Raw genomic sequence first — 17,928 nt, 5'->3', positions numbered from 1 at the left:
TCCTTCTTCACGGCGTTATTGTCCCCTCATTATACTAAAAACTATTTCATTTGACCAGCCGCAATGAAAAGAAATTTACCACCTAGACAACATATTTTTCCCCGTCGCAGACCAAACTACAAAAAAGTTTTGGTAGGAGGTACAGGAGATGAGTGGCAAAAAATTGGGCGCTCAGACGGTCGCCTTGAGCAATCCGCCTTCCTTTGTGGGGCGGTCCAATGTGGTAGGAAAAAAAGAGGGAGAAGGCCCTCTGGCCTCCACCTTCGACTACATCGCCGATGACGACACCTTTGGGGAATCCACCTGGGAGAAGTCAGAGTCGGCTATGCAGAAGCGGGCTCTGGCCCAGGCCCTGAACAAGGCCGGGCTGGCCACCGCCAACCTGGACTGGCTCTTTGCCGGGGACCTGCTCAACCAGTGCATTGGCTCCTCCTACGCCGCCCGGGAACAGAACATTCCCTTTTTTGGTCTATACGGGGCCTGCTCCACCATGGGGGAAGGGCTGGCTCTGGCCTCCATGGTGCTAGACGGCGGCTTCGGCTCGCTGGCAGGGGTGGTGGCCTCCTCCCACTTCTGTTCGGCGGAACGGCAGTACCGCACCCCTTTGGAATATGGCGGGCAGCGCACCCCCACCGCCCAGTGGACGGTGACAGGCTCCGGCGCTGCCATTCTTTCCACCAAAGGCCCCGGCCCCTATATCACCCATGTGACCGTGGGCAAAATCGTGGACAAGGGGGTTAAGGACGCCAACAACATGGGTGCTGCCATGGCTCCCGCCGCCTGGGACACCATTACCACCCACCTACGCGACACCGGCCGCACCCCAAGCGACTACGACCAGATCATCACTGGAGACCTTGGCATGTTGGGCAGTGAGCTATTGCTGGAGCTGCTGCACCGGGACGGGATGTCCTTCTCCAACCACCTGGACTGCGGCAAGCTGATTTTTGACCCCAAGAAGCAGGACGTCCACTGCGGCGGCTCGGGCTGCGGCTGCTGTGCCAGCGTTCTCACCGGATACCTGATCAACCAGCTGGAACAGGGCAGGTGGAAGCGCATTCTCTTCTGTCCCACCGGCGCCCTCCACTCCCCCACCGCATCCTTCCAGGGGGAGTCCATCCCCGGCATCTGCCACGCCATCGCCATCTCCACATTGAAAGAGGGGTAACACTCCATGGAATATCTCAAAGCCTTCCTGTGCGGAGGACTGCTATGTGTCATTGGTCAGATCCTCATTGATAAAACTGCGCTCACTCCCGCCAAGATTCTGGTCTGCTACGTCACCTCAGGGGTCATTCTCAGCGCCCTGGGAATTTATCAGCCACTGGCCGACTGGGGTGGCGCCGGGGCCACCGTCCCCCTCACCGGCTTTGGTCATCTTCTGGCCAAGGGGGTAAAGAAGGCGGTGGCGGAACAGGGGGTGCTGGGCGCCCTCACCGGAGGAGTCACTGCCGCCGCGGGGGGCATCACCGCCGCTATTTTCTTCGGTTTTCTGGTGGCTCTGGTGTGCAAACCCAAACCAAAAAGCTAAACACACAGCGGACCATCCATCATGGCCCGCTGTGTATTTTCATGGTCAGTTTTCCGGTGCATTTTGGGGCAGAGTACCTGCCAGGCGTTTGACCTCCAGGTAATAGTGCTCCGTCCCCGGGTCCAGCTCCACCGTTTGAATGCCCCGCTCCAGGTCAAAGCCGAAGTTCTGACGCACAATGGTGATCTGTCCCCGGTCCTCCAAGGTGGCTGTCTGCCGGGTACAGGCCAGGTTGGAGCCCAGGCTGGTGACAAAATCGTAGCCGTACACTCCACGGTTCTCCGTATCAGCACAAGCATAGTCAAAGCTGCCCGCCTTGGTCATGGAGGCAACCACGGTCAGACTGCCCGAGGCGGGGACCGTCACCTGCGCCTCCAGCCAGCACACCCGGTCCACTGTCTGCACGTCGGTGGTCATCTCCTCGATCCAGCCCGCACCGTACCGCTCCATCCCCTGGGGTGAAAGCACTCCGTAGGCCAGCAGGTGTTCCAGAAAGGCCCGGTAATAGACCTCAAAGTCCAGGCCCGGGGCCAGCTCTTCCCAACGAATCTGCTCCTCCATGCTCTGGGTGAGAAGCTGGCGAAGCATGGTGTCCAGGTCGCTCTCATACCGCTCCACCGTTACTCCGCAGTCCTCTAGGACAGGGGTATCTCCGTCACTTCCCCCGGTGACATAGCCCTCTATGGTCATATTTTGAATGTCCTCTCCCACTACCAGCAGGTAGAAGGGCTGACCGTACCGTGGCTCCCCCTCCTCCGGAATGGAGAACCCCTGGATCATGGTCCCGTTTTCCTGATCATAGCTTCCAAAATGGAACCCATAGCCCAAAATGGTGGTCCTGTCGTAGTCCAGGTCAAAGCCCACCCGGATAGAGGGGTTGGGGATCCCCGCCTCCTCATTTGCCTCGGGGCCGTAGGGGTCGGTGAACCGATAGACGGTGACCTTCCAATCCCTGACGTCGGGAGCCTCTCCCAACGCGTTGGCGGCGTAGCTCCCGTCGGCCAGGGTGTCCCGGTAGTCCTCCCAGCTCTCCGCGTAGTTTAAATTGACACTTCCTTCCTCATCACCCTCCAGCGCGCCCGACCAAGCCCCTTCAAAGGACCCGGCGTAGGCTCCCACTCGGAGGGCCGTCTCCAGCTCCTGCCCCTCCACGGTCAGCACCGGCTGCTGGGCACCCAGGTACCGCAGCTGTCCGGTAAAGGGGTAGAGTAAAGTTACGGTCTGATCCTCTTGGGTAGAATTGTTCAGGGTGTAGGAGTCGGTGACCAGAATGTCGCTGGAATACTGGTAGCGCCCTCCCTCTGGGTATATCTCCTGATAGTCTTCCAGCACCTTCTGCCGCTGCTCTTCATCCAGATCGGTTCTTCCCTCCAGCCGTTCCTCATTGGTTTCCCACACTGGCACCCAGGGTTCAAAGTTCAAGGTGATGGCCCGCTGGGCGGTAATGGCCGATGTCTCCTCCTTTAAGGTCAGGGGCATTACCGGTCCGGCGTAGGACATGAAGGTAGAGGCTCCATTGCTCCCACTCCCTGAGCTACCCACACTTCCACCCAGCCGAGGAAGCACCACCCCCAGTCCCAGAAGAAGGACTAGGCAAGCGGCCAGTGCGGTCCACCGCCGCCAGGGGCGGTGCTTTTTCCCCATATAGCGTCCCGCCCGGTCAATATGTCGGTCCTGGATGTGACTGAGAATGGAAAACAGCCGTTCACTCTGCTCGCTCATAGCTTCACACCCTCCCTCTCTAACGTCTTCCGCAGACCCTCACGCAGGCGGTGCAGCCGCTGGGACATTCGGTTGGGCGAACCTCCCAGCTGGCGGGCCAACTCCCCTACCGGCTGTCCATACCAGTAGCGCAGAAGAAAGGCTGTTCGGTCCCGCTCCTGGAGAGTGTCCAGCCACCGGTCAATGATCTCCGCCGCCGCCTGGGCCTCCCACTCCTCCTCGGCGCTGGGAACAGAGGACACGCACTCCTCCAGCTCCAGCACCAGCTCCTCCAGTCCTTCTCCCCGCTTTTTGCTCCGTCTGGCCCGCCAGCGGTCGATGGACAGATTTCGGGCGATCCGGCACAGGTAAGCCCCCAGCGAATGGGGCTTTTGCGGGGGCATGGTGTCCCAGGCCCGGTGCCAGGTATCATTGACACACTCCTCCGCGTCCTGCAGGCTTTGGAGTATGTTATAGGAAAGCTTACGGCAGGTGGAGCCGTACTTCTCCTCGGAGGCGGTTATGGCCCCCTCGTCCCGCTGCCAGTACAGTGCCACAATGGCGGTATCTTCCATTTCTCTCCCCTCCTTTCCCTTCATCCATCTGGACGGATATGGGGGAAACATCTGACACAGAAATCTATATTTCTTTCAGTGTAGCACGGAACCAAGAAAAAAACCACCCGGCGAATCCTCTCGCCGGGTGGTAACGTGGACCTTACGAGTTTTCCTCCGTTGTCAGGTCTACACAAAACATGGGTCTGGCCTCCTCAAACAGGTCGATCATGCCGCAATAATTGAGAATTTCATACTTCCGCAGCCACTCCTTCTGGCTGTCGCTGAGCTGCTCCTCCTCTAAAAATTCTTCGTCCCCGGTCACGAAGCCCACTGGGGTGATAGCAGGCAGTTCCTCGTACATCTCCCCCAAAAATTCCATGAAGCCGGTCAGAGGCAGACCCGCCACCTGGGCGGTGAGCACCCCCAGATAGTTGGGGCTGATAACCACGTCCTGCTGCTCCTCAATATCGTAGTTGGCCCAGATAAAGAAGGGCACCGCATACTGCTGCATCACCTCCTGGGTGGTGCGCTGGGACAGCTTCTTGCCGTAGAGCTGCTCATAAAAGGCGTTGGTCAAAGGCGGCTGGTGGTCTCCGAAGAACACGATCAGGGTGGGCTCATCCAGGTTTTGATAATAGGTAATCAGCTGCTCCAGCGCCAGGTCGCTCTCCTTGGCCAGGGCAAAATATTGCTGGGCAGAGGAGTCGGCCTTCTTCAAATTGTCCGGCAGGTCAATGGTGCGCTCCAGGTTGTTCCAGCCCTGGGCGTACCCGCTGTGGTTCTGCATGGTGACGTTGAAGAAGAAGCTGCTGTCCTCCTCCTGGGTAGAGCGGAAGATCATGTCGTAGTCGGACAGGTCGGAGATATAGTGGCGGATATACCAGGGATTGATCACATCCTCCTGATACATCTGTTTGTCAAAGGAGAGATATTCATAGGCCAGTACCCGGTTCCACCCTGAGGACAGATAGGGGTGGAAGGCAGTGGTGGAATACCCTTCGCTGCCCGCCAGGGCAGCCAGGGATGGCATGCCCTCCTCCACATACAGCTGGTAGGCCACCGTGTGGGGCGGCTGGAACACAGTAGAAAATCCAGTGAGGTATTCAAACTCCACACTGGCTGTCCCTCCTCCGGTGACGGGAGAGTACATCCAGCCCTTTATGGTATTCTCCTCCAGGGAATGGAGGAAGGGCGTGGGGTCCTCGGAGGACTCAAAGGTGTCAAAGACGGAGAAGTCGGCAAAGGACTCGTTCATGATCGCGATAATATTGACTGGCCGATCTCCATCCATCGTCCCTGCTTTGCCGGGGTATTCCTCCATCAGCTCCAGCACCGCTTCTTCCGAGTAATCCTCTGGCTCCTCCACCGAGCTATACCGCATAGCTACCGTAAAGTTGAGCAGGAAGCCGTTGCGCTGGGTGACCCACTGCTGGGTGAAAATTCCCAGATTGGGCAGCATGGAGGTACAGAAGAAGGCATAGCAATACGCCGCCATAATCCCCCATAAAACGGCCCCCTGCCACAGCTTTACCTTGGAGCGCTTTTTCTGTCCGGGACACATCCACACCAAAAACAGATAGGACACCAGCAGAATGGCCCCCTGGACCATATACCAGTCCATGGAGTAGTCAAAGCCGTCGGCCACATTGGCCGCCGTGCGCCAGGCAGCCACATCAGCCGGGAACAAAATCCGTCCCCGGAAGCGCAGGATGTAGTGGTTCAGCAGTCCTACCGCAAAGGCAAGGCTTACCGCCACCGCCGCCGAGCGGCGATTGCGTCCCAAAATCAGACGGCACGCCACAAACAGCATATAGTACCACACCAGGTTCATAGCTACCTGCCAGGCGTACAGGTCCTCAAAGACATTGTTTTCGTTCAGGGTCTCCACCACCCACAGGCAGACCCAGGGCCCCAGCAAAAACACCAGCCGGGACATCCACTTGCCCGGCTGGGCCTTCCAATCAGACACCAGACGGGGAAAGGTGTCTTTGTATAACAGCGCTTTCATTTCGATCCTCCAAAAACCAAACGGCGATTGCCGGTTCTTCTTATGGTATACCCGTCCCTCTTTCGTTGCAAGAGGAATTGTAAAAACTTTCGAAAATGTTTCCATTCGCCTTTCTATTCTAGACGTAATTCAGCGGAAAACGTTCCCTGGTTTTCTCTTTTTATTCATTTTTTTATGAATATTCATTGCCCTTACAGCTGTCCTCTTTCTTCTTTTGCCTTAATTATAGTGTCATTCGCTTTACCTTGCCGCTTTTTACCAAAAAACAGAGTGTTTTTTTCTCTTTTTTGAATATTTATATATTGACTGTGCATATCTCTTGGGGTATACTCTTTTCAATGTCCGGGCTTTGGCCCGACGCTCATTGAAAAGGAGTTTTAATATGAAAAAGTTTCTTGCTTTGACCCTGGCTCTGGCCATGGCTCTGAGCCTGGCCGCCTGCGGCAGCAGCGGCAGCTCCAGCTCCGCTTCCTCTGCCGGCAGCACCTCTTCCACCGGTTCTGCTTCCTCCGCTGGAGATGCCTCCTCCGCCGGAGATTCCTCTTCTGCCGGTAACTACGGCGAGTTCACCACCGTGGAAGAGGGCAAGCTCATCATGAGCACCAACGCCGCCTTCCCTCCCTATGAGATGACCACTGCTGACGGCCAGTTTGAGGGCATCGATGTGGAGGTCGCCGGTGCCATCGCCCAGAAGCTGGGCCTGGAGCTCGAGATCATGGACATGGGCTTTGACGCCGCTCTCACCGCCGTGCAGAACGGACAGAGCGACATCGCCATGGCTGGCATCTCTGTCACCCCCGACCGTCTGGAGCTCATGGACTTCTCTGACAGCTACGCCACTGGCGTTCAGGTGGTCATCGTCAAGGAGGACTCCCCCATCCAGACTCTGGATGACCTGGCCAACGCCGAGATGATTGGCTGCCAGGCTGCCACCACCGGCTACATTTACGCCTCCGCTCCCGTGGAGGAGGATGGCTACGGTGAGGACCACGTCACCGCTTACGACAATGGCGCCCTGGCTGTCATGGCCCTGGTCAACGGCCAGATCGACGCGGTCATCATTGACAACGAGCCCGCCAAGGCCTTTGTGGCTGCCAACGAGGGTCTGAAGATCCTGGACACCCCCTGGGTGGAGGAGGACTACGCCATCGGCTTTGCCAAGGGCAACACCGCCCTGCTGGAGGCTGTGAACACTGCTGTGGCTGAGCTGAAGGCCGACGGTACCTTCCAGGCTATCGTGGATAAATACATCACCGCCGAGTAACAAATTTAACGGGAAAGGGCGGCCTGCGTGGCCGCTCTTTTCCTGTCATCCGGAAGAGGGAGGGATTCCATGATCCAAGGGCTTATCGACTGGTTGGACCGACTGGGACCACGCTTTTACGCCGCTTTTATCAGAGATGATGTCTGGCAGCTCTATTTGCAGGGCTTGCTCACCACCTTGGAACTGACTATTGTGGCTCTGATTGCGGGCACCATTCTGGGCGTGATGGTGGCTATCATCCGTACCGCCCACGCACAGCAGCGCCCGGGCCGCCGAAAGAATATTTTCCTGGGCATTCTCAATGTGATCTGCCAGATTTACACCACCATCATCCGTGGCACCCCCATGATGGTCCAGATCCTTATCTGGAATTTCGTCATCTTCTCTTCTAGCCGCAACAAATTTATGATTGGTGTCGTGGCTCTGGGCATTAACTCCGGAGCCTATGTGGCCGAGATCGTCCGTGGCGGCTTGATGAGCGTGGACATCGGCCAGAGCGAGGCCGGGCGCTCCCTGGGGCTTGGCTACTTGGATACCATGCGCTTTATCATCATTCCCCAGGCCTTCAAGAACATCCTGCCCTCTCTGGGCAACGAGTGTATCACCCTGTTCAAGGATACCTCCCTGGTCAACACCATCGGTCTGGCAGATTTGACCTACCGTGCCTCCCGAATTGCTGGGAACAATTTTGACTATATGCCCCCCTACATCGGCATCGCCATCATGTACTTAACCATCGTGGTTGTTCTCACCTGGCTCCAGGGCAAGCTGGAAAGGAGGCTGCGGGAAAGTGATCGACGTTAAAAACCTGAGCAAGTCCTTTGGGGACCACCTGGTCCTGGACAATATCTCCGAGCACATTTACCCGGGAGAGAAGGTAGTGGTGATCGGGCCCTCTGGCTCGGGCAAATCCACCTTCCTGCGCTGCCTCAATCTGTTGGAGACTCCAACCTCCGGCACCATCACGTTCAACGGCCAGGAGGTCACCGATCCCAAGGCTGACATTGACAAGATCCGCCAGCAGATGGGAATGGTGTTCCAGCACTTCAACCTTTTCCCCAACATGACCATCCGGAAAAACATCACCCTGGCTCCGGTGCGCACCAAGCTCATGAGCCAGGCAGAGGCCAACGATACTGCCTCTGCCCTGCTCAAGCGGGTCGGTTTGGAGGATAAGGCCGATGCCTACCCCGCCCAGCTCTCCGGCGGCCAGAAGCAGCGCATCGCCATTGTCCGGGCTCTGGCCATGAAGCCCAAGCTGATGCTCTTTGACGAGCCCACCTCCGCCCTGGACCCTGAGATGGTGGGCGAGGTGCTGGAGGTCATGAAGGAGTTGGCCAACGAGGGAATGACCATGGTGGTGGTCACTCACGAGATGGGCTTTGCCCGCGAGGTGGGTACCCGGGTTCTCTTTATGGACGGGGGCCATATTCTGGAGCAGAATGAGCCCCACGCCTTCTTCGCCAATCCCAAGGAAGCCCGAACCCAAGAATTTCTCTCCAAAGTTCTGTGACAAACAGCAAGCCCCCGGCCAACGGCCGGGGGCTTTTCTTTTTCAAATGATGATGCGTGGAACTTCATCGAATCCCATTGGTTTTTGTTAGCCTTCCGCTTCTTCCTTTCGTACCGGGTCTGGTTTCTGACCCGCGCGCTGAACCACACCGATAATCTGTCCAGAGAGCAGCACCGTCAGCAGAGAACAGGCCAGCCGGTCCAGGGAAATATAGGTGGCAGACAGAGCCAGCACCACCAGGTCGCTGACCAGATAGGCCCACTGTATATTTACCTTTGTGAGCTTGGATATGCTCATAGCTAACGCGTCATCTCCGGATGGAGCCCCGCCAGCCCGTACACTCAGGCCAGCCCCCACCCCTACGAATACGGCGCCCAGCACCGCGGCCAAAACAGGGACATCCGCCAGCTGTGGCCAGAGGGGCTCAAACCGTTCAAACAGGGCATAAAAGAGGGAAAACCCTCCCCCTGCCACCAGAGAGCATCCAATAAATCCACGCCCCAGCGCCCGCCAACCCAGCAGATAGCAAGCTGCGTTCATCACCAGGCCGGAGATTGCCGGAGACAGACCAAACCAGTGGTGGAGAAACAGGGTCATACCCAGTACCCCACCCTCTGTCACGCCGGACATCGCATGCACATTGTACAGGCCAAAGGCCAATATTCCGCTGCCCAACAGGGCGACCATATACTGCCTTGGCTTTAACCGGGAAAACAAAATAACAACTCCTTTTTTCTTCCACGCACTTTTATTATATCCGATTTCGGACTTCTTTGCAACCCCCCCTCCTCCCAAGCAAAAAGGGAGCGGAGACTTCTGTCTCCGCTCCCCGTTTTTTATTGAGCAATCAATAGTTCTCCGCCTTCAGCTGGAAGAAGGACTTGGGATGGGCACACACCGGGCAAACCTCGGGAGCCTGCTTGCCCACATGGATGTGGCCGCAGTTGCCGCACTGCCAGATCATGTCGCCGTCGCGGGAGAAGACCAGGCCACCCTCCACATTGGCCAGCAGCTTGCGGTAGCGCTCCTCGTGCTCCTTCTCGATCTTGCCCACTTCCTCAAAGAGATAGGCAATGTGATCGAAGCCCTCCTCCTTGGCCTCCTTGGCCATGGTGGCGTACATATCGGTCCACTCGTAGTTCTCACCCTCGGCAGCGGCCTTCAGGTTCTCAGCGGTGGAGCCGATCCCCTCCAGCAGCTTAAACCAGATCTTGGCGTGCTCCTTCTCGTTGGCAGCCGTCTCCTCAAAGATATTCGCGATCTGGACATAGCCGTCAGACTTGGCCTTGGAGGCATAATAGGTATACTTGTTGCGGGCCTGGGACTCCCCGGCAAAGGCGGTCCACAGATTCTGCTCAGTCTTGCTTCCCTTTAATTCAGGCATCGTTTGTTCCTCACTTTCTTTGTGTTCAGTTGTGTTAAAACGATAACGATTCTTATTAATCTGGATTCAGTATAGCAGAAATCAGCTTATGTGTCAATGGGGCGGACGGGAATATTTTTCCCATCCCAGTTTTTTTATACCCGTTTCCAGATTGCGCCACCGGGAACGTCGGTCACTTCAATTCCTTTTCCCTTCAGTTCCTCCCGGATGGCGTCGGCACGGGCAAAATTCTTTGCATTCTTGGCCTGCCCACGCTCCAGTACCAGAGCATCAATGGCGGGATCCCCTTCACCAGTAACCGTATATCCCCCCTGAGATGCAGTATTCTGCTTGGCGTTCTCCTGCTCCTTCCGCTTGGCCGCCCCCTTTTCCAGCAGAGACAGGGAGAGCACCTGGTCAAAATTATCCAAAATGGCCAGCTTGGTGGCATCGTTGGTTTTGGCCTTCAGGGCATCATAGAGAGCGGTGATTCCCATCGAGGTATTCAGGTCATTGCCCACCTGGCGGTCAAATTTCTCCCGGTACTCTGCCAAAACGGCCTCGTCCACCGCCCCGTCCTGGGGATTGAGGGCAGCCACCCGGGCAATCAGCTTACCGTAGGCCTGGGCAGCGTTGTCCAGGTTCTCCCAGGTAAACACCAGCCCCTTGCGGTAGTGGGACTGTAGGCAGAAGAAGCGGTAGGCCAGGGGGTCATAACCCTTTTCCTCCAGCAGGGAAACAGTCAAAAATTCTCCCTTGGACTTGGACATCTTGCCGCTGGAGGTGTTCAGGTGGTGGACGTGGAACCACTGGCTGCACCAGGGGTGGCCCAGATAGGACTCCGACTGGGCAATCTCATTGGTGTGGTGGGGGAAGGCGTTGTCAATGCCGCCGCAGTGGAGGTCCAGATATTCTCCATTGTACTTCAGGGAAATGCCCGAGCACTCGATATGCCATCCGGGATAGCCCACGCCCCAGGGGGAATCCCACTTCAGAGCCTGATCCTCAAACTTGGACTTGGTGAACCAGAGGACAAAGTCATTTTTGTTCCGCTTGTTGGTGTCCTCCTCCACGCCCTCCCGGACGCCCACCGCCAAGTCCTCCTCGTCGTGGTCGTTGAAAATATAGTACCGCTCCAGCTTGGAGGAGTCAAAGTACACATTTCCCCCCGCCACATAGGCATAGCCCTTATCCAGCAGGCCGGTGACGATCTTGATATACTCGTCGATGCAGCCGGTGGCGGGCTGTACGGTATCGGGGCGGCGGATATTCAGCTTCCGGCAGTCCTCAAAGAAGGCGTCGGTATAGAACTGGGCGATCTCCATCACCGTCTTGTGCTCCCGCTTGGCACCCTTGAGCATCTTATCCTCCCCGGTGTCCGCGTCCGAGGCCAGATGGCCCACGTCGGTAATGTTCATGACCCGGTTGACATCATAGCCGGTATAGCGTAGGAATTTTTCCAGCACATCCTCCATGATATAGGAACGCAGGTTGCCGATGTGGGCAAAGTGATACACGGTAGGACCACAGGTATACATCTCCACATGGCCAGGTGTGTGGGTGCGAAATTCTTCCTTCTTATGGGTTGCGGAATTATACAGCAGCATAGCAATCTCTCCTTGCAATGTTATTCTCTTTCTGGTGATTCTTTAGTTCTTTCCCTTGCCCTGCCCAACGATCTGAGGGGCAAACTGGCGGTCCAACAGCTGTTCCACAAATTCCAGCCGGGCAGAGAGGGCCTCCAGCCGTTCCAGAGTGGGGTTCTCCACGCTGGTCTGGTCCACCTCGTCGGCGTAGTGGGTGCTCCGGCCGGCAATGCGGACGATCTGGGCTGGGATGCCCACAGCGGTGGCATCCTGGGGCACCTCGCTGAGCACCACAGAGTTTGCTGCGATCCGGGCCCCATCGCCTACTTTGAAGGGGCCCAGAATCTTGGCCCCGCAGCCGATGAGCACATTGTTGCCAATGGTGGGGTGGCGCTTGCCATGGTCCTTGCCGGTGCCGCCAAGGGTGACTCCGTGGTACAGCAGGCAGTCATCTCCCACCTCGGCGGTCTCTCCGATGACAATGCCCATACCGTGGTCAATGACCAGGCGGCGGCCAATCTTGGCTCCGGGGTGGATCTCAATTCCGGTCCAGAACCGGCTCCACTGGGACACCCAGCGGGCCAAAAATTTTCGGTTGTGACAGTATAGCCAATGAGCGAGGCGATGATACAAGGTGGCATGGACCCCCTGATACAGCAGGAGAATCTCCAGTTTGGACCGGGCGGCCGGGTCCCGACGCTGGTAGGCCTCCAGCGTCTCATTTAGGGATTGAAACATAGTTCCTCCTTTTCCCGTGCAGATGGTTGTACAGCAGGCGTCGGAGGCAACAAAAAACACCTCCCACGCCCACCTTGGGCATAAGAGGCGATCACTCGCGGTTCCACTCTCATTTCTCACTTGTCCGGCCGCTATCGGGGCCGAGCCGGGGGCCATTACGCCCCACGCTCCCGGATGCACTTCCCATCCCGACGCCGCAGGCCCCCTTTCAGCCGGTGAAGGGCCCTCTCTGTTCTTTGCCGCGGATGGTACTCTTTCCGTTCCTTGCGCTTTCAGGCCATTATATTATCATCCAACTAAAGATGTGTCAAGTCTACTCCCCTCTTTTTGCCCTATTTTTCCCCACGCAACCTGAGGTTGACAGGTTTCCAGCTTCTTTTTCTTGTCATTTCCCCCACAGTTTGCTATCCTGAAAGCAGAGAAACAGGCCCCAACTGGGGCAAAGGAGAGATCATATGGAACTGAGTGAACGCATCGCCCTGGCACGAAAGCAGGCTGGACTGTCCCAGGAACAGCTGGGGGAAAAGCTGGGGGTCTCCCGCCAGGCGGTGAGCAAATGGGAGAGCGGACAAACCAATCCCGATGTGGCCTATGTGGCTGAGATGTGCCGGCTGTTCGGGGTATCCTCCGACTGGCTGCTGCTGGGTCAGGAGACTGAGCAGGCCCAAAATCCGGTCCGCTGCCCCGGCTGCCACACCATCGTCACGGGGCTGGACAACTTCTGCCCCAGCTGCGGCCGTTCCCTGCGTTCCGGGGACTCGGACACCTACTCGCTGGTGCTCCTCCCTGGCTCTCTTTTCCATGACGATCCGTTGGAAGAACTGTCCAAACTGTCCTGGTGCAACCCGGAGTTTCCCATCTACCGCTTAAACCGGGAGCAGCGGGAGGCTCTGGCCAAAAAAGCTCCTGTCACTCTCATGTGGGGGTTGTCCGCCAGCCGGGCATCAGAAGCTCTAAACTACTTTTCTGACCCCAGCTCTGCCGCCGTCTACCGGGACAGCGATGGCAGCAGTGTAGAGGACCTGATGGCCTCCCAGCCGGTCCCCAAGGAATCCCTTCCCACCCCCGCCAAGGAGCCTATGTCTTTCGGCGCCACCGTGTTGGCTGTGATTTTAGGGATTATTGCCGCTGTGTTCCTTCTCTCCATCCTATGAGCGCCCGCCGTTATCTGGCCCTGGGCACTTGCCTGTCTGCCGGTCTCTTTTATTGGGTCAATACTCAGTGGCTGCGCCCGGCGGCAGGCGGCTGGTGCGGATGGTTTCTCACCTGCTACGCCAACGACCTGTTTGCCGGTCTGGCCATCGTCGCCTGGGCCGATTTTCTGCTTGGACTGGGGCGTTTTCCTCCCATCCGCTCCTGGAAGCAGACGGTCCCCCTGCTGCTGGCCTGCGGTCTGGTATGGGAGGTGCTGGCTCCCCTGTGGAAGCCGGGGGCAATCTTGGATCCCTGGGACTTCCTGGCTTACCAAATTGGGGGCGGGTTATGGCTGCTCCTCTCCCGTCCTTTCCCCAGATGGCAATAAAATGCGCCCTCTTCCCTTTGGATGAGGGCGCATATATGATTTACGCGCTTCATCAGCCCGGAGGCCAGGTCATATCCCGTCCGGAGAGCACATGGAAGTGGAGATGGGGCACGCTCTGCCCCGCCTGCTCCCCGATGTTGGACACCACCCGGTAACTCTCCAGACCCAGCTCCTTAGTCACCTTGGAGATGACCGCAAAGATATGGGCCACCACGGTAGCGTTCTCCGGAGTGATCTCAGCCACCGAGGCGATGTGAGCCTTGGGAATCACCAGGAAATGGGTAGGAGCCTGGGGATCGATGTCGTAAAAGGCGTACACCGTCTCATCCTCATAGACCTTGTTGGAGGGAATCTCCCCCGCCGCGATCTTACAGAACAGACAATCGGACATTTGGAAACCTCCTTTGTTTGTCGAGTAAGACCATTGTACCCCATTTCTAAAAAATTGCAATGGGCAATCGCTTCTGCCGGGTTGGTGCACCATAGATGACTGCACATCCAAAAGCAGTTGGCTCTGCTCCAAGCTTAAAAAGGGACGGCCCCGAAATTGGGGCCGTCCCTTACAAGAGTGGAATGATCGATCCGAATACGGAGCCTGTGGATTACACAAATTGGTTTCGGGCCGGATCATACCGGTAGTCTATTCCGGCCAGCTTCTCAACCAGTTGCTCCTGATCGGCCCGGAGATCGCCACAAAGGTCTTCAAGACTGGAATAGCAATCCCGCAGCTTGGTATTGACATAGCTGAGCAGAATCACCGGATCCTGAGGAAGCATAGAAAGTCCTCCTTCTATAGACATTCTTCACCCAGTGGCTTACTTGATATTCTCCGCCACAAAATCATCGATACAGGCCAGAGCGTCGTCCAGCTTCAGCACATCAGTGCCGCCGCCCATAGCGCTGTCGGGCTTGCCTCCGCCCTTGCCTCCGCAGATGGCGGTGACCTTTTTGATGATCTCACCGGCCTTGATTCCCTTGGCCACTGCCTCCTTGCCGCATACGGCCAGGAAGGTGATCTTTTCCCCGTTCACATTGGCCAGCACAGCCACCACATTGGGGGCCTTGTCCCGGAGCACATCACCCATCTGGCGCAGCTTGTTTCCATCGGCATCGGGCACCGTGGCGGTGAGTACCCTCAGCTCGCCCACCTGACGGGCGCCTACCAGGAAGCGGTCGGCCTGGCCGGCAGACTCCTTCGCCTTGAACTTCTCCACCAGCTGATGCAGGCCCTTCATCTCAGCCATGGTCTGCTCCGCCTTCTCCCGCAGCTCGCCGGGCTTGGCCTTCAGGGCAGCAGCCGCCTGGAACAGCAGTTCCTGGTTGCGGTTCATCACATCCAGAGAGGCCTTGCCAGTGGTAGCCTCAATACGGCGCACGCCGCTGGCCACAGAGAACTCGCTGGAGATATGGAACACGCCCACTTTCGCGGTGTTGTCCAGGTGAGTGCCGCCGCAGAACTCTACGGAGTAACCCTCCCCCATGTCCACCACCCGGACGGTGTCGCCGTACTTCTCGCCAAACAGGGCGATGGCACCCCGCTTCTTGGCCTCCTCAATGGGCAGCACATCGGTGTGGATGTCATAACCCTCCAGCACCGCCTCATTGACCAAGGCAGACACCTTGGACAGCTCCTCTGTAGTCATGGCAGAGAAGTGAGTGAAGTCAAAGCGAAGCCGGTCAGGCTCCACCAGGGAACCAGCCTGGTGGACATGGTCTCCCAACACGGTGCGCAGGGCCTTATCCAGCAGGTGGGTGGCGGAGTGGGCGCGCATGATAGCCTTGCGGCGGGACACGTCGATCTGGGCGGAGACGCTGTCACCCAACTTGAGAACACCCTGGGTCACCTTGCCGTAGTGCATATACTTGCCGCCCTTATTTTTCTGCACATCGGTGACCTGGAAGGTAACGCCATTTCCGGAGATCGTTCCATGGTCGGCCACCTGACCGCCCATCTCGGCATAGAAGGGGGTCTTATCCAGCACCACGATACCCTCCACGCCGGGCATCAGCTCCTCGGCCTGCTCATTCTCCACCACCAGGGCAACAACCTTGGCGTCAGCGATGGAAGTGTTCTCGTAGCCCACGAACTCGGTCTCGGGCACGTCCTTGCCGAACTCCACGCCGGCCCAGCCCAGATCACCCAGGGCCTCCCGGGCCTTCCGGGCACGCTGGCGCTGCTCCTCCATCTGCTGGTGGAAGGCCTCCTCGTCCAGCTTCATTCCCTGCTCCTCTACCATCTCGATGGTCAGGTCCACAGGGAAGCCGTAGGTGTCATAGAGCTTAAAGGCATCGGCACCGGAGAAGGTCTTCTCCCCCTTGGCCTTGTGCTCCTGGAGCATGTCGTTGAAAATCTTCAGGCCGCCGTCGATGGTCTTGGCGAAGTTTTCCTCCTCCACCCGGATGACCTTGGTAATATAGTCCTGGCGCTCCCGCAGCTCGGGGTAATGGCCCTCATTCTCGTGGACCACAGTGTCACACACCTGATAGAGGAAGGGATCGTTCACGCCCAGGAGCTTGCCGTGGCGGGCAGCCCGGCGGAGCAGACGGCGCAGAACATAGCCCCGTCCCTCATTGGAGGGAAGCACACCGTCGCAGATCATAAAGGTTGCGGAACGGATATGGTCGGTGATCACACGGAGGGAGACATCCTTGGCATGGCTCTCGCCGTAATGGGCGCCGGTGATCTCAGAGACTTTATGGGTGATGTTCATCACGGTGTCCACGTCAAAGAGGGAGGGGACACCCTGGCACACACAAGCCAGACGCTCCAGGCCCATACCGGTGTCAATGTTCTTCTGCTTCAGCTCGGTATAATGGCCCTCACCGTCGTTGTCAAACTGGGAGAACACCACGTTCCAAACCTCGATATACCGGTCGCAGTCGCAGCCTACCGTGCACCCGGGCTTGCCGCAGCCCCACTGCTCACCCCGGTCGTAGTAGATCTCAGAACAGGGGCCGCAGGGACCGGAGCCGTGCTCCCAGAAGTTGTCCTCCTTACCGAACTTAAAGATCCGGTCGGCAGGAATACCGATTTCCTCATTCCAGATGCGGAAGGCCTCGTCGTCGGCGGGAGTGGTCTCGTTGCCGGCGAACACGGAGGGATATAAGCGGTCTGGATCCAGGCCCACCCACTCCGGGCTGGTCAAAAACTCCCAGGCCCAGTGGATGGCGTCCTTCTTAAAGTAATCGCCAAAGGAGAAGTTGCCCAGCATCTCAAAATAGGTGCCGTGGCGGGCGGTCTTGCCGATGTTCTCAATGTCACCGGTACGGATGCACTTCTGGCAGGTGCACACCCGGTGGCGGGGAGGCTCCTGCTCCCCGGTGAACCAGGGCTTCATGGGCGCCATACCGCTGTTGATGAGCAGCAGGGAGGCGTCATTCTGGGGAATCAGGGAAAAGCTGGGCAGGCGCAGATGCTCCTTCGTCTCAAAAAAGGACAGGAACATCTCACGCAGTTCATTTAAGCCAAAGGGCTTGGGATCACGCATGGGTACTACCTCCATTTATCTTTAAAAATTATATGTTTTTTGAGGAATTTGGACGTTTGCATCTTCCATTTGGACAAGTACATCAACGCAGACGGACGGACAACCCAATCAGCTCGAAACTGGTGTCAAAGGAAAATTCGTAAATTACATCCTTCTTCTCGTGCTTACAGTAGAGAATCGCTAAACCGTAAGGTTCATCAAAATTCTCATCTTTCCCTCCGGCAGTAGCAGTATCTGTGGTACGCACATAGGACCCAGCTTCCGACACCGTGGCCATGACCTCTTCCACCATTTGGACGGTTACCCCGAACTGTTCCTTCATATCAGTTCGGAACGCATCCACAACCTGCTGATACTCTCCCGCTGTCAGATCCTCCCGAATCTGCTCCGCCTGCTGAAGAAGGGTGTTTTCATCCATTCCCTCCGGCAAAGGCTCGCTTTTGCAGCCAGTCAGCATCAGCGCACAAAGGAGGACCAGCATCAAGGCCGTGATTTGGCACGCTTTTCGTTTCATCGTTCTCTTTTCACCACCATTTCTAAACAAAAACCGCCCCTGACTCACGTCAGGGGCGGACAGAATCCACGGTACCACCCTGATTGACAAGTGCCTTCCACCATTCGGCAGACTACCTTGTCCTCTCAAACCATCCGGTAACG

At 57.3% G+C, this 17,928-nt stretch carries 18 protein-coding genes; 7 read left to right on the top strand and 11 right to left on the bottom strand.

The annotated features are described in order from the left end of the window. Window positions 1-148 precede the first annotated feature (148 nt). Both spoVAD and spoVAE read left to right on the top strand, forming a co-directional pair. The gene (gene spoVAD, locus B5E43_RS01565; RefSeq protein ID WP_087393007.1) at window positions 149-1,168 is read left to right on the top strand and encodes a stage V sporulation protein AD; all 1,020 of its coding nucleotides are present in this window, start codon (window positions 149-151) and stop codon (window positions 1,166-1,168) included. Window positions 1,169-1,174: 6 nt separating this feature from the next. Beyond that, complete coding sequence (gene spoVAE / locus B5E43_RS01560) at window positions 1,175-1,531, top strand: stage V sporulation protein AE (RefSeq protein ID WP_087393006.1); 357 nt, start codon at window positions 1,175-1,177, stop codon at window positions 1,529-1,531. Window positions 1,532-1,576: 45 nt separating this feature from the next. Here the strand turns inward: spoVAE and B5E43_RS01555 are convergent, their stop codons facing one another. From B5E43_RS01555 to B5E43_RS01545, 3 genes are all read right to left on the bottom strand, one after another. Continuing rightward, entirely contained in the window at window positions 1,577-3,253 is a 1,677-nt protein-coding gene (locus B5E43_RS01555) for a hypothetical protein (protein WP_087393005.1), read from the bottom strand. Next, window positions 3,250-3,807, bottom strand: a complete 558-nt coding sequence (locus B5E43_RS01550) for a sigma-70 family RNA polymerase sigma factor (protein WP_087393004.1) — start codon at window positions 3,805-3,807, stop codon at window positions 3,250-3,252. Before B5E43_RS01550 ends, B5E43_RS01555 begins: the two co-directional genes overlap by 4 nt. Window positions 3,808-3,949: 142 nt before the next feature. Next, a complete protein-coding gene (locus B5E43_RS01545; protein ID WP_158098928.1) occupies window positions 3,950-5,797 on the bottom strand; it encodes an LTA synthase family protein in 1,848 nt (615 codons plus the stop codon). Between the two features lie 382 nt (window positions 5,798-6,179). On the opposite strand from B5E43_RS01545, the gene B5E43_RS01540 reads away from it, so the two are divergent. The 3 genes from B5E43_RS01540 (at window position 6,180) to B5E43_RS01530 (ending at window position 8,574) form a co-directional block, all read left to right on the top strand. Continuing rightward, a complete protein-coding gene (locus B5E43_RS01540) occupies window positions 6,180-7,061 on the top strand; it encodes a transporter substrate-binding domain-containing protein (protein ID WP_087393002.1) in 882 nt (293 codons plus the stop codon). A 69-nt stretch (window positions 7,062-7,130) separates the two neighbouring features. After that, the gene (locus B5E43_RS01535; protein WP_087393001.1) at window positions 7,131-7,865 is read left to right on the top strand and encodes an amino acid ABC transporter permease; all 735 of its coding nucleotides are present in this window, start codon (window positions 7,131-7,133) and stop codon (window positions 7,863-7,865) included. After that, window positions 7,852-8,574, top strand: a complete 723-nt coding sequence (locus B5E43_RS01530) for an amino acid ABC transporter ATP-binding protein (protein ID WP_087393000.1) — start codon at window positions 7,852-7,854, stop codon at window positions 8,572-8,574. Before B5E43_RS01535 ends, B5E43_RS01530 begins: the two co-directional genes overlap by 14 nt. A gap of 87 nt (window positions 8,575-8,661) precedes the next feature. Here B5E43_RS01530 and B5E43_RS01525 read toward each other — a convergent pair whose 3' ends face one another. The 4 genes from B5E43_RS01525 to cysE form a co-directional block, all read right to left on the bottom strand. After that, window positions 8,662-9,291 (bottom strand): YitT family protein, encoded by a 630-nt coding sequence (locus B5E43_RS01525; protein ID WP_242964662.1) that lies wholly within the window; start codon window positions 9,289-9,291, stop codon window positions 8,662-8,664. Window positions 9,292-9,421: 130 nt separating this feature from the next. Further along, window positions 9,422-9,958, bottom strand: a complete 537-nt coding sequence (rbr, locus tag B5E43_RS01520) for a rubrerythrin (protein ID WP_087392999.1) — start codon at window positions 9,956-9,958, stop codon at window positions 9,422-9,424. Window positions 9,959-10,092: 134 nt separating this feature from the next. After that, window positions 10,093-11,544 carry a cysteine--tRNA ligase gene (gene cysS / locus B5E43_RS01515; RefSeq protein WP_087392998.1) on the bottom strand — a complete coding sequence of 484 codons (1,452 nt, stop codon included), beginning with the start codon at window positions 11,542-11,544 and terminating at the stop codon, window positions 10,093-10,095. A 42-nt stretch (window positions 11,545-11,586) separates the two neighbouring features. Then, window positions 11,587-12,261: a serine O-acetyltransferase gene (gene cysE / locus B5E43_RS01510; RefSeq protein WP_087392997.1), complete on the bottom strand. Its 675-nt coding sequence runs from the start codon at window positions 12,259-12,261 to the stop codon at window positions 11,587-11,589. A 455-nt stretch (window positions 12,262-12,716) separates the two neighbouring features. Here cysE and B5E43_RS01505 point away from each other — a divergent pair, with 455 nt between their 5' ends. Both B5E43_RS01505 and B5E43_RS01500 read left to right on the top strand, forming a co-directional pair. Next, a complete protein-coding gene (locus B5E43_RS01505; RefSeq protein ID WP_087392996.1) occupies window positions 12,717-13,415 on the top strand; it encodes a helix-turn-helix domain-containing protein in 699 nt (232 codons plus the stop codon). After that, on the top strand, window positions 13,412-13,783 hold the full coding sequence (locus tag B5E43_RS01500; RefSeq protein ID WP_087392995.1) for a hypothetical protein: 372 nt from the start codon (window positions 13,412-13,414) through the stop codon (window positions 13,781-13,783). The genes B5E43_RS01505 and B5E43_RS01500 overlap by 4 nt, the downstream gene beginning before the upstream one ends. 52 nt (window positions 13,784-13,835) lie before the next feature. Here the strand turns inward: B5E43_RS01500 and B5E43_RS01495 are convergent, their stop codons facing one another. The 4 genes from B5E43_RS01495 to B5E43_RS01480 form a co-directional block, all read right to left on the bottom strand. After that, on the bottom strand, window positions 13,836-14,174 hold the full coding sequence (locus B5E43_RS01495; protein ID WP_087392994.1) for a histidine triad nucleotide-binding protein: 339 nt from the start codon (window positions 14,172-14,174) through the stop codon (window positions 13,836-13,838). Between the two features lie 211 nt (window positions 14,175-14,385). Further along, window positions 14,386-14,559: a DUF4250 domain-containing protein gene (locus B5E43_RS01490; protein ID WP_087392993.1), complete on the bottom strand. Its 174-nt coding sequence runs from the start codon at window positions 14,557-14,559 to the stop codon at window positions 14,386-14,388. Between the two features lie 39 nt (window positions 14,560-14,598). Beyond that, window positions 14,599-17,271 (bottom strand): alanine--tRNA ligase, encoded by a 2,673-nt coding sequence (gene alaS / locus B5E43_RS01485; RefSeq protein ID WP_087392992.1) that lies wholly within the window; start codon window positions 17,269-17,271, stop codon window positions 14,599-14,601. An 82-nt stretch (window positions 17,272-17,353) separates the two neighbouring features. Continuing rightward, window positions 17,354-17,785 (bottom strand): DUF3887 domain-containing protein, encoded by a 432-nt coding sequence (locus tag B5E43_RS01480; protein WP_143382916.1) that lies wholly within the window; start codon window positions 17,783-17,785, stop codon window positions 17,354-17,356. Window positions 17,786-17,928 lie beyond the last annotated feature (143 nt).

The sequence above is a fragment of the Flavonifractor sp. An100 genome, from assembly GCF_002161175.1.
Classification (GTDB): Bacteria; Bacillota; Clostridia; order Oscillospirales; family Oscillospiraceae; genus Lawsonibacter.
Note: the sequence above shows the minus strand (reverse complement) of the source record. Positions and strands in the feature narration are given on the sequence as shown.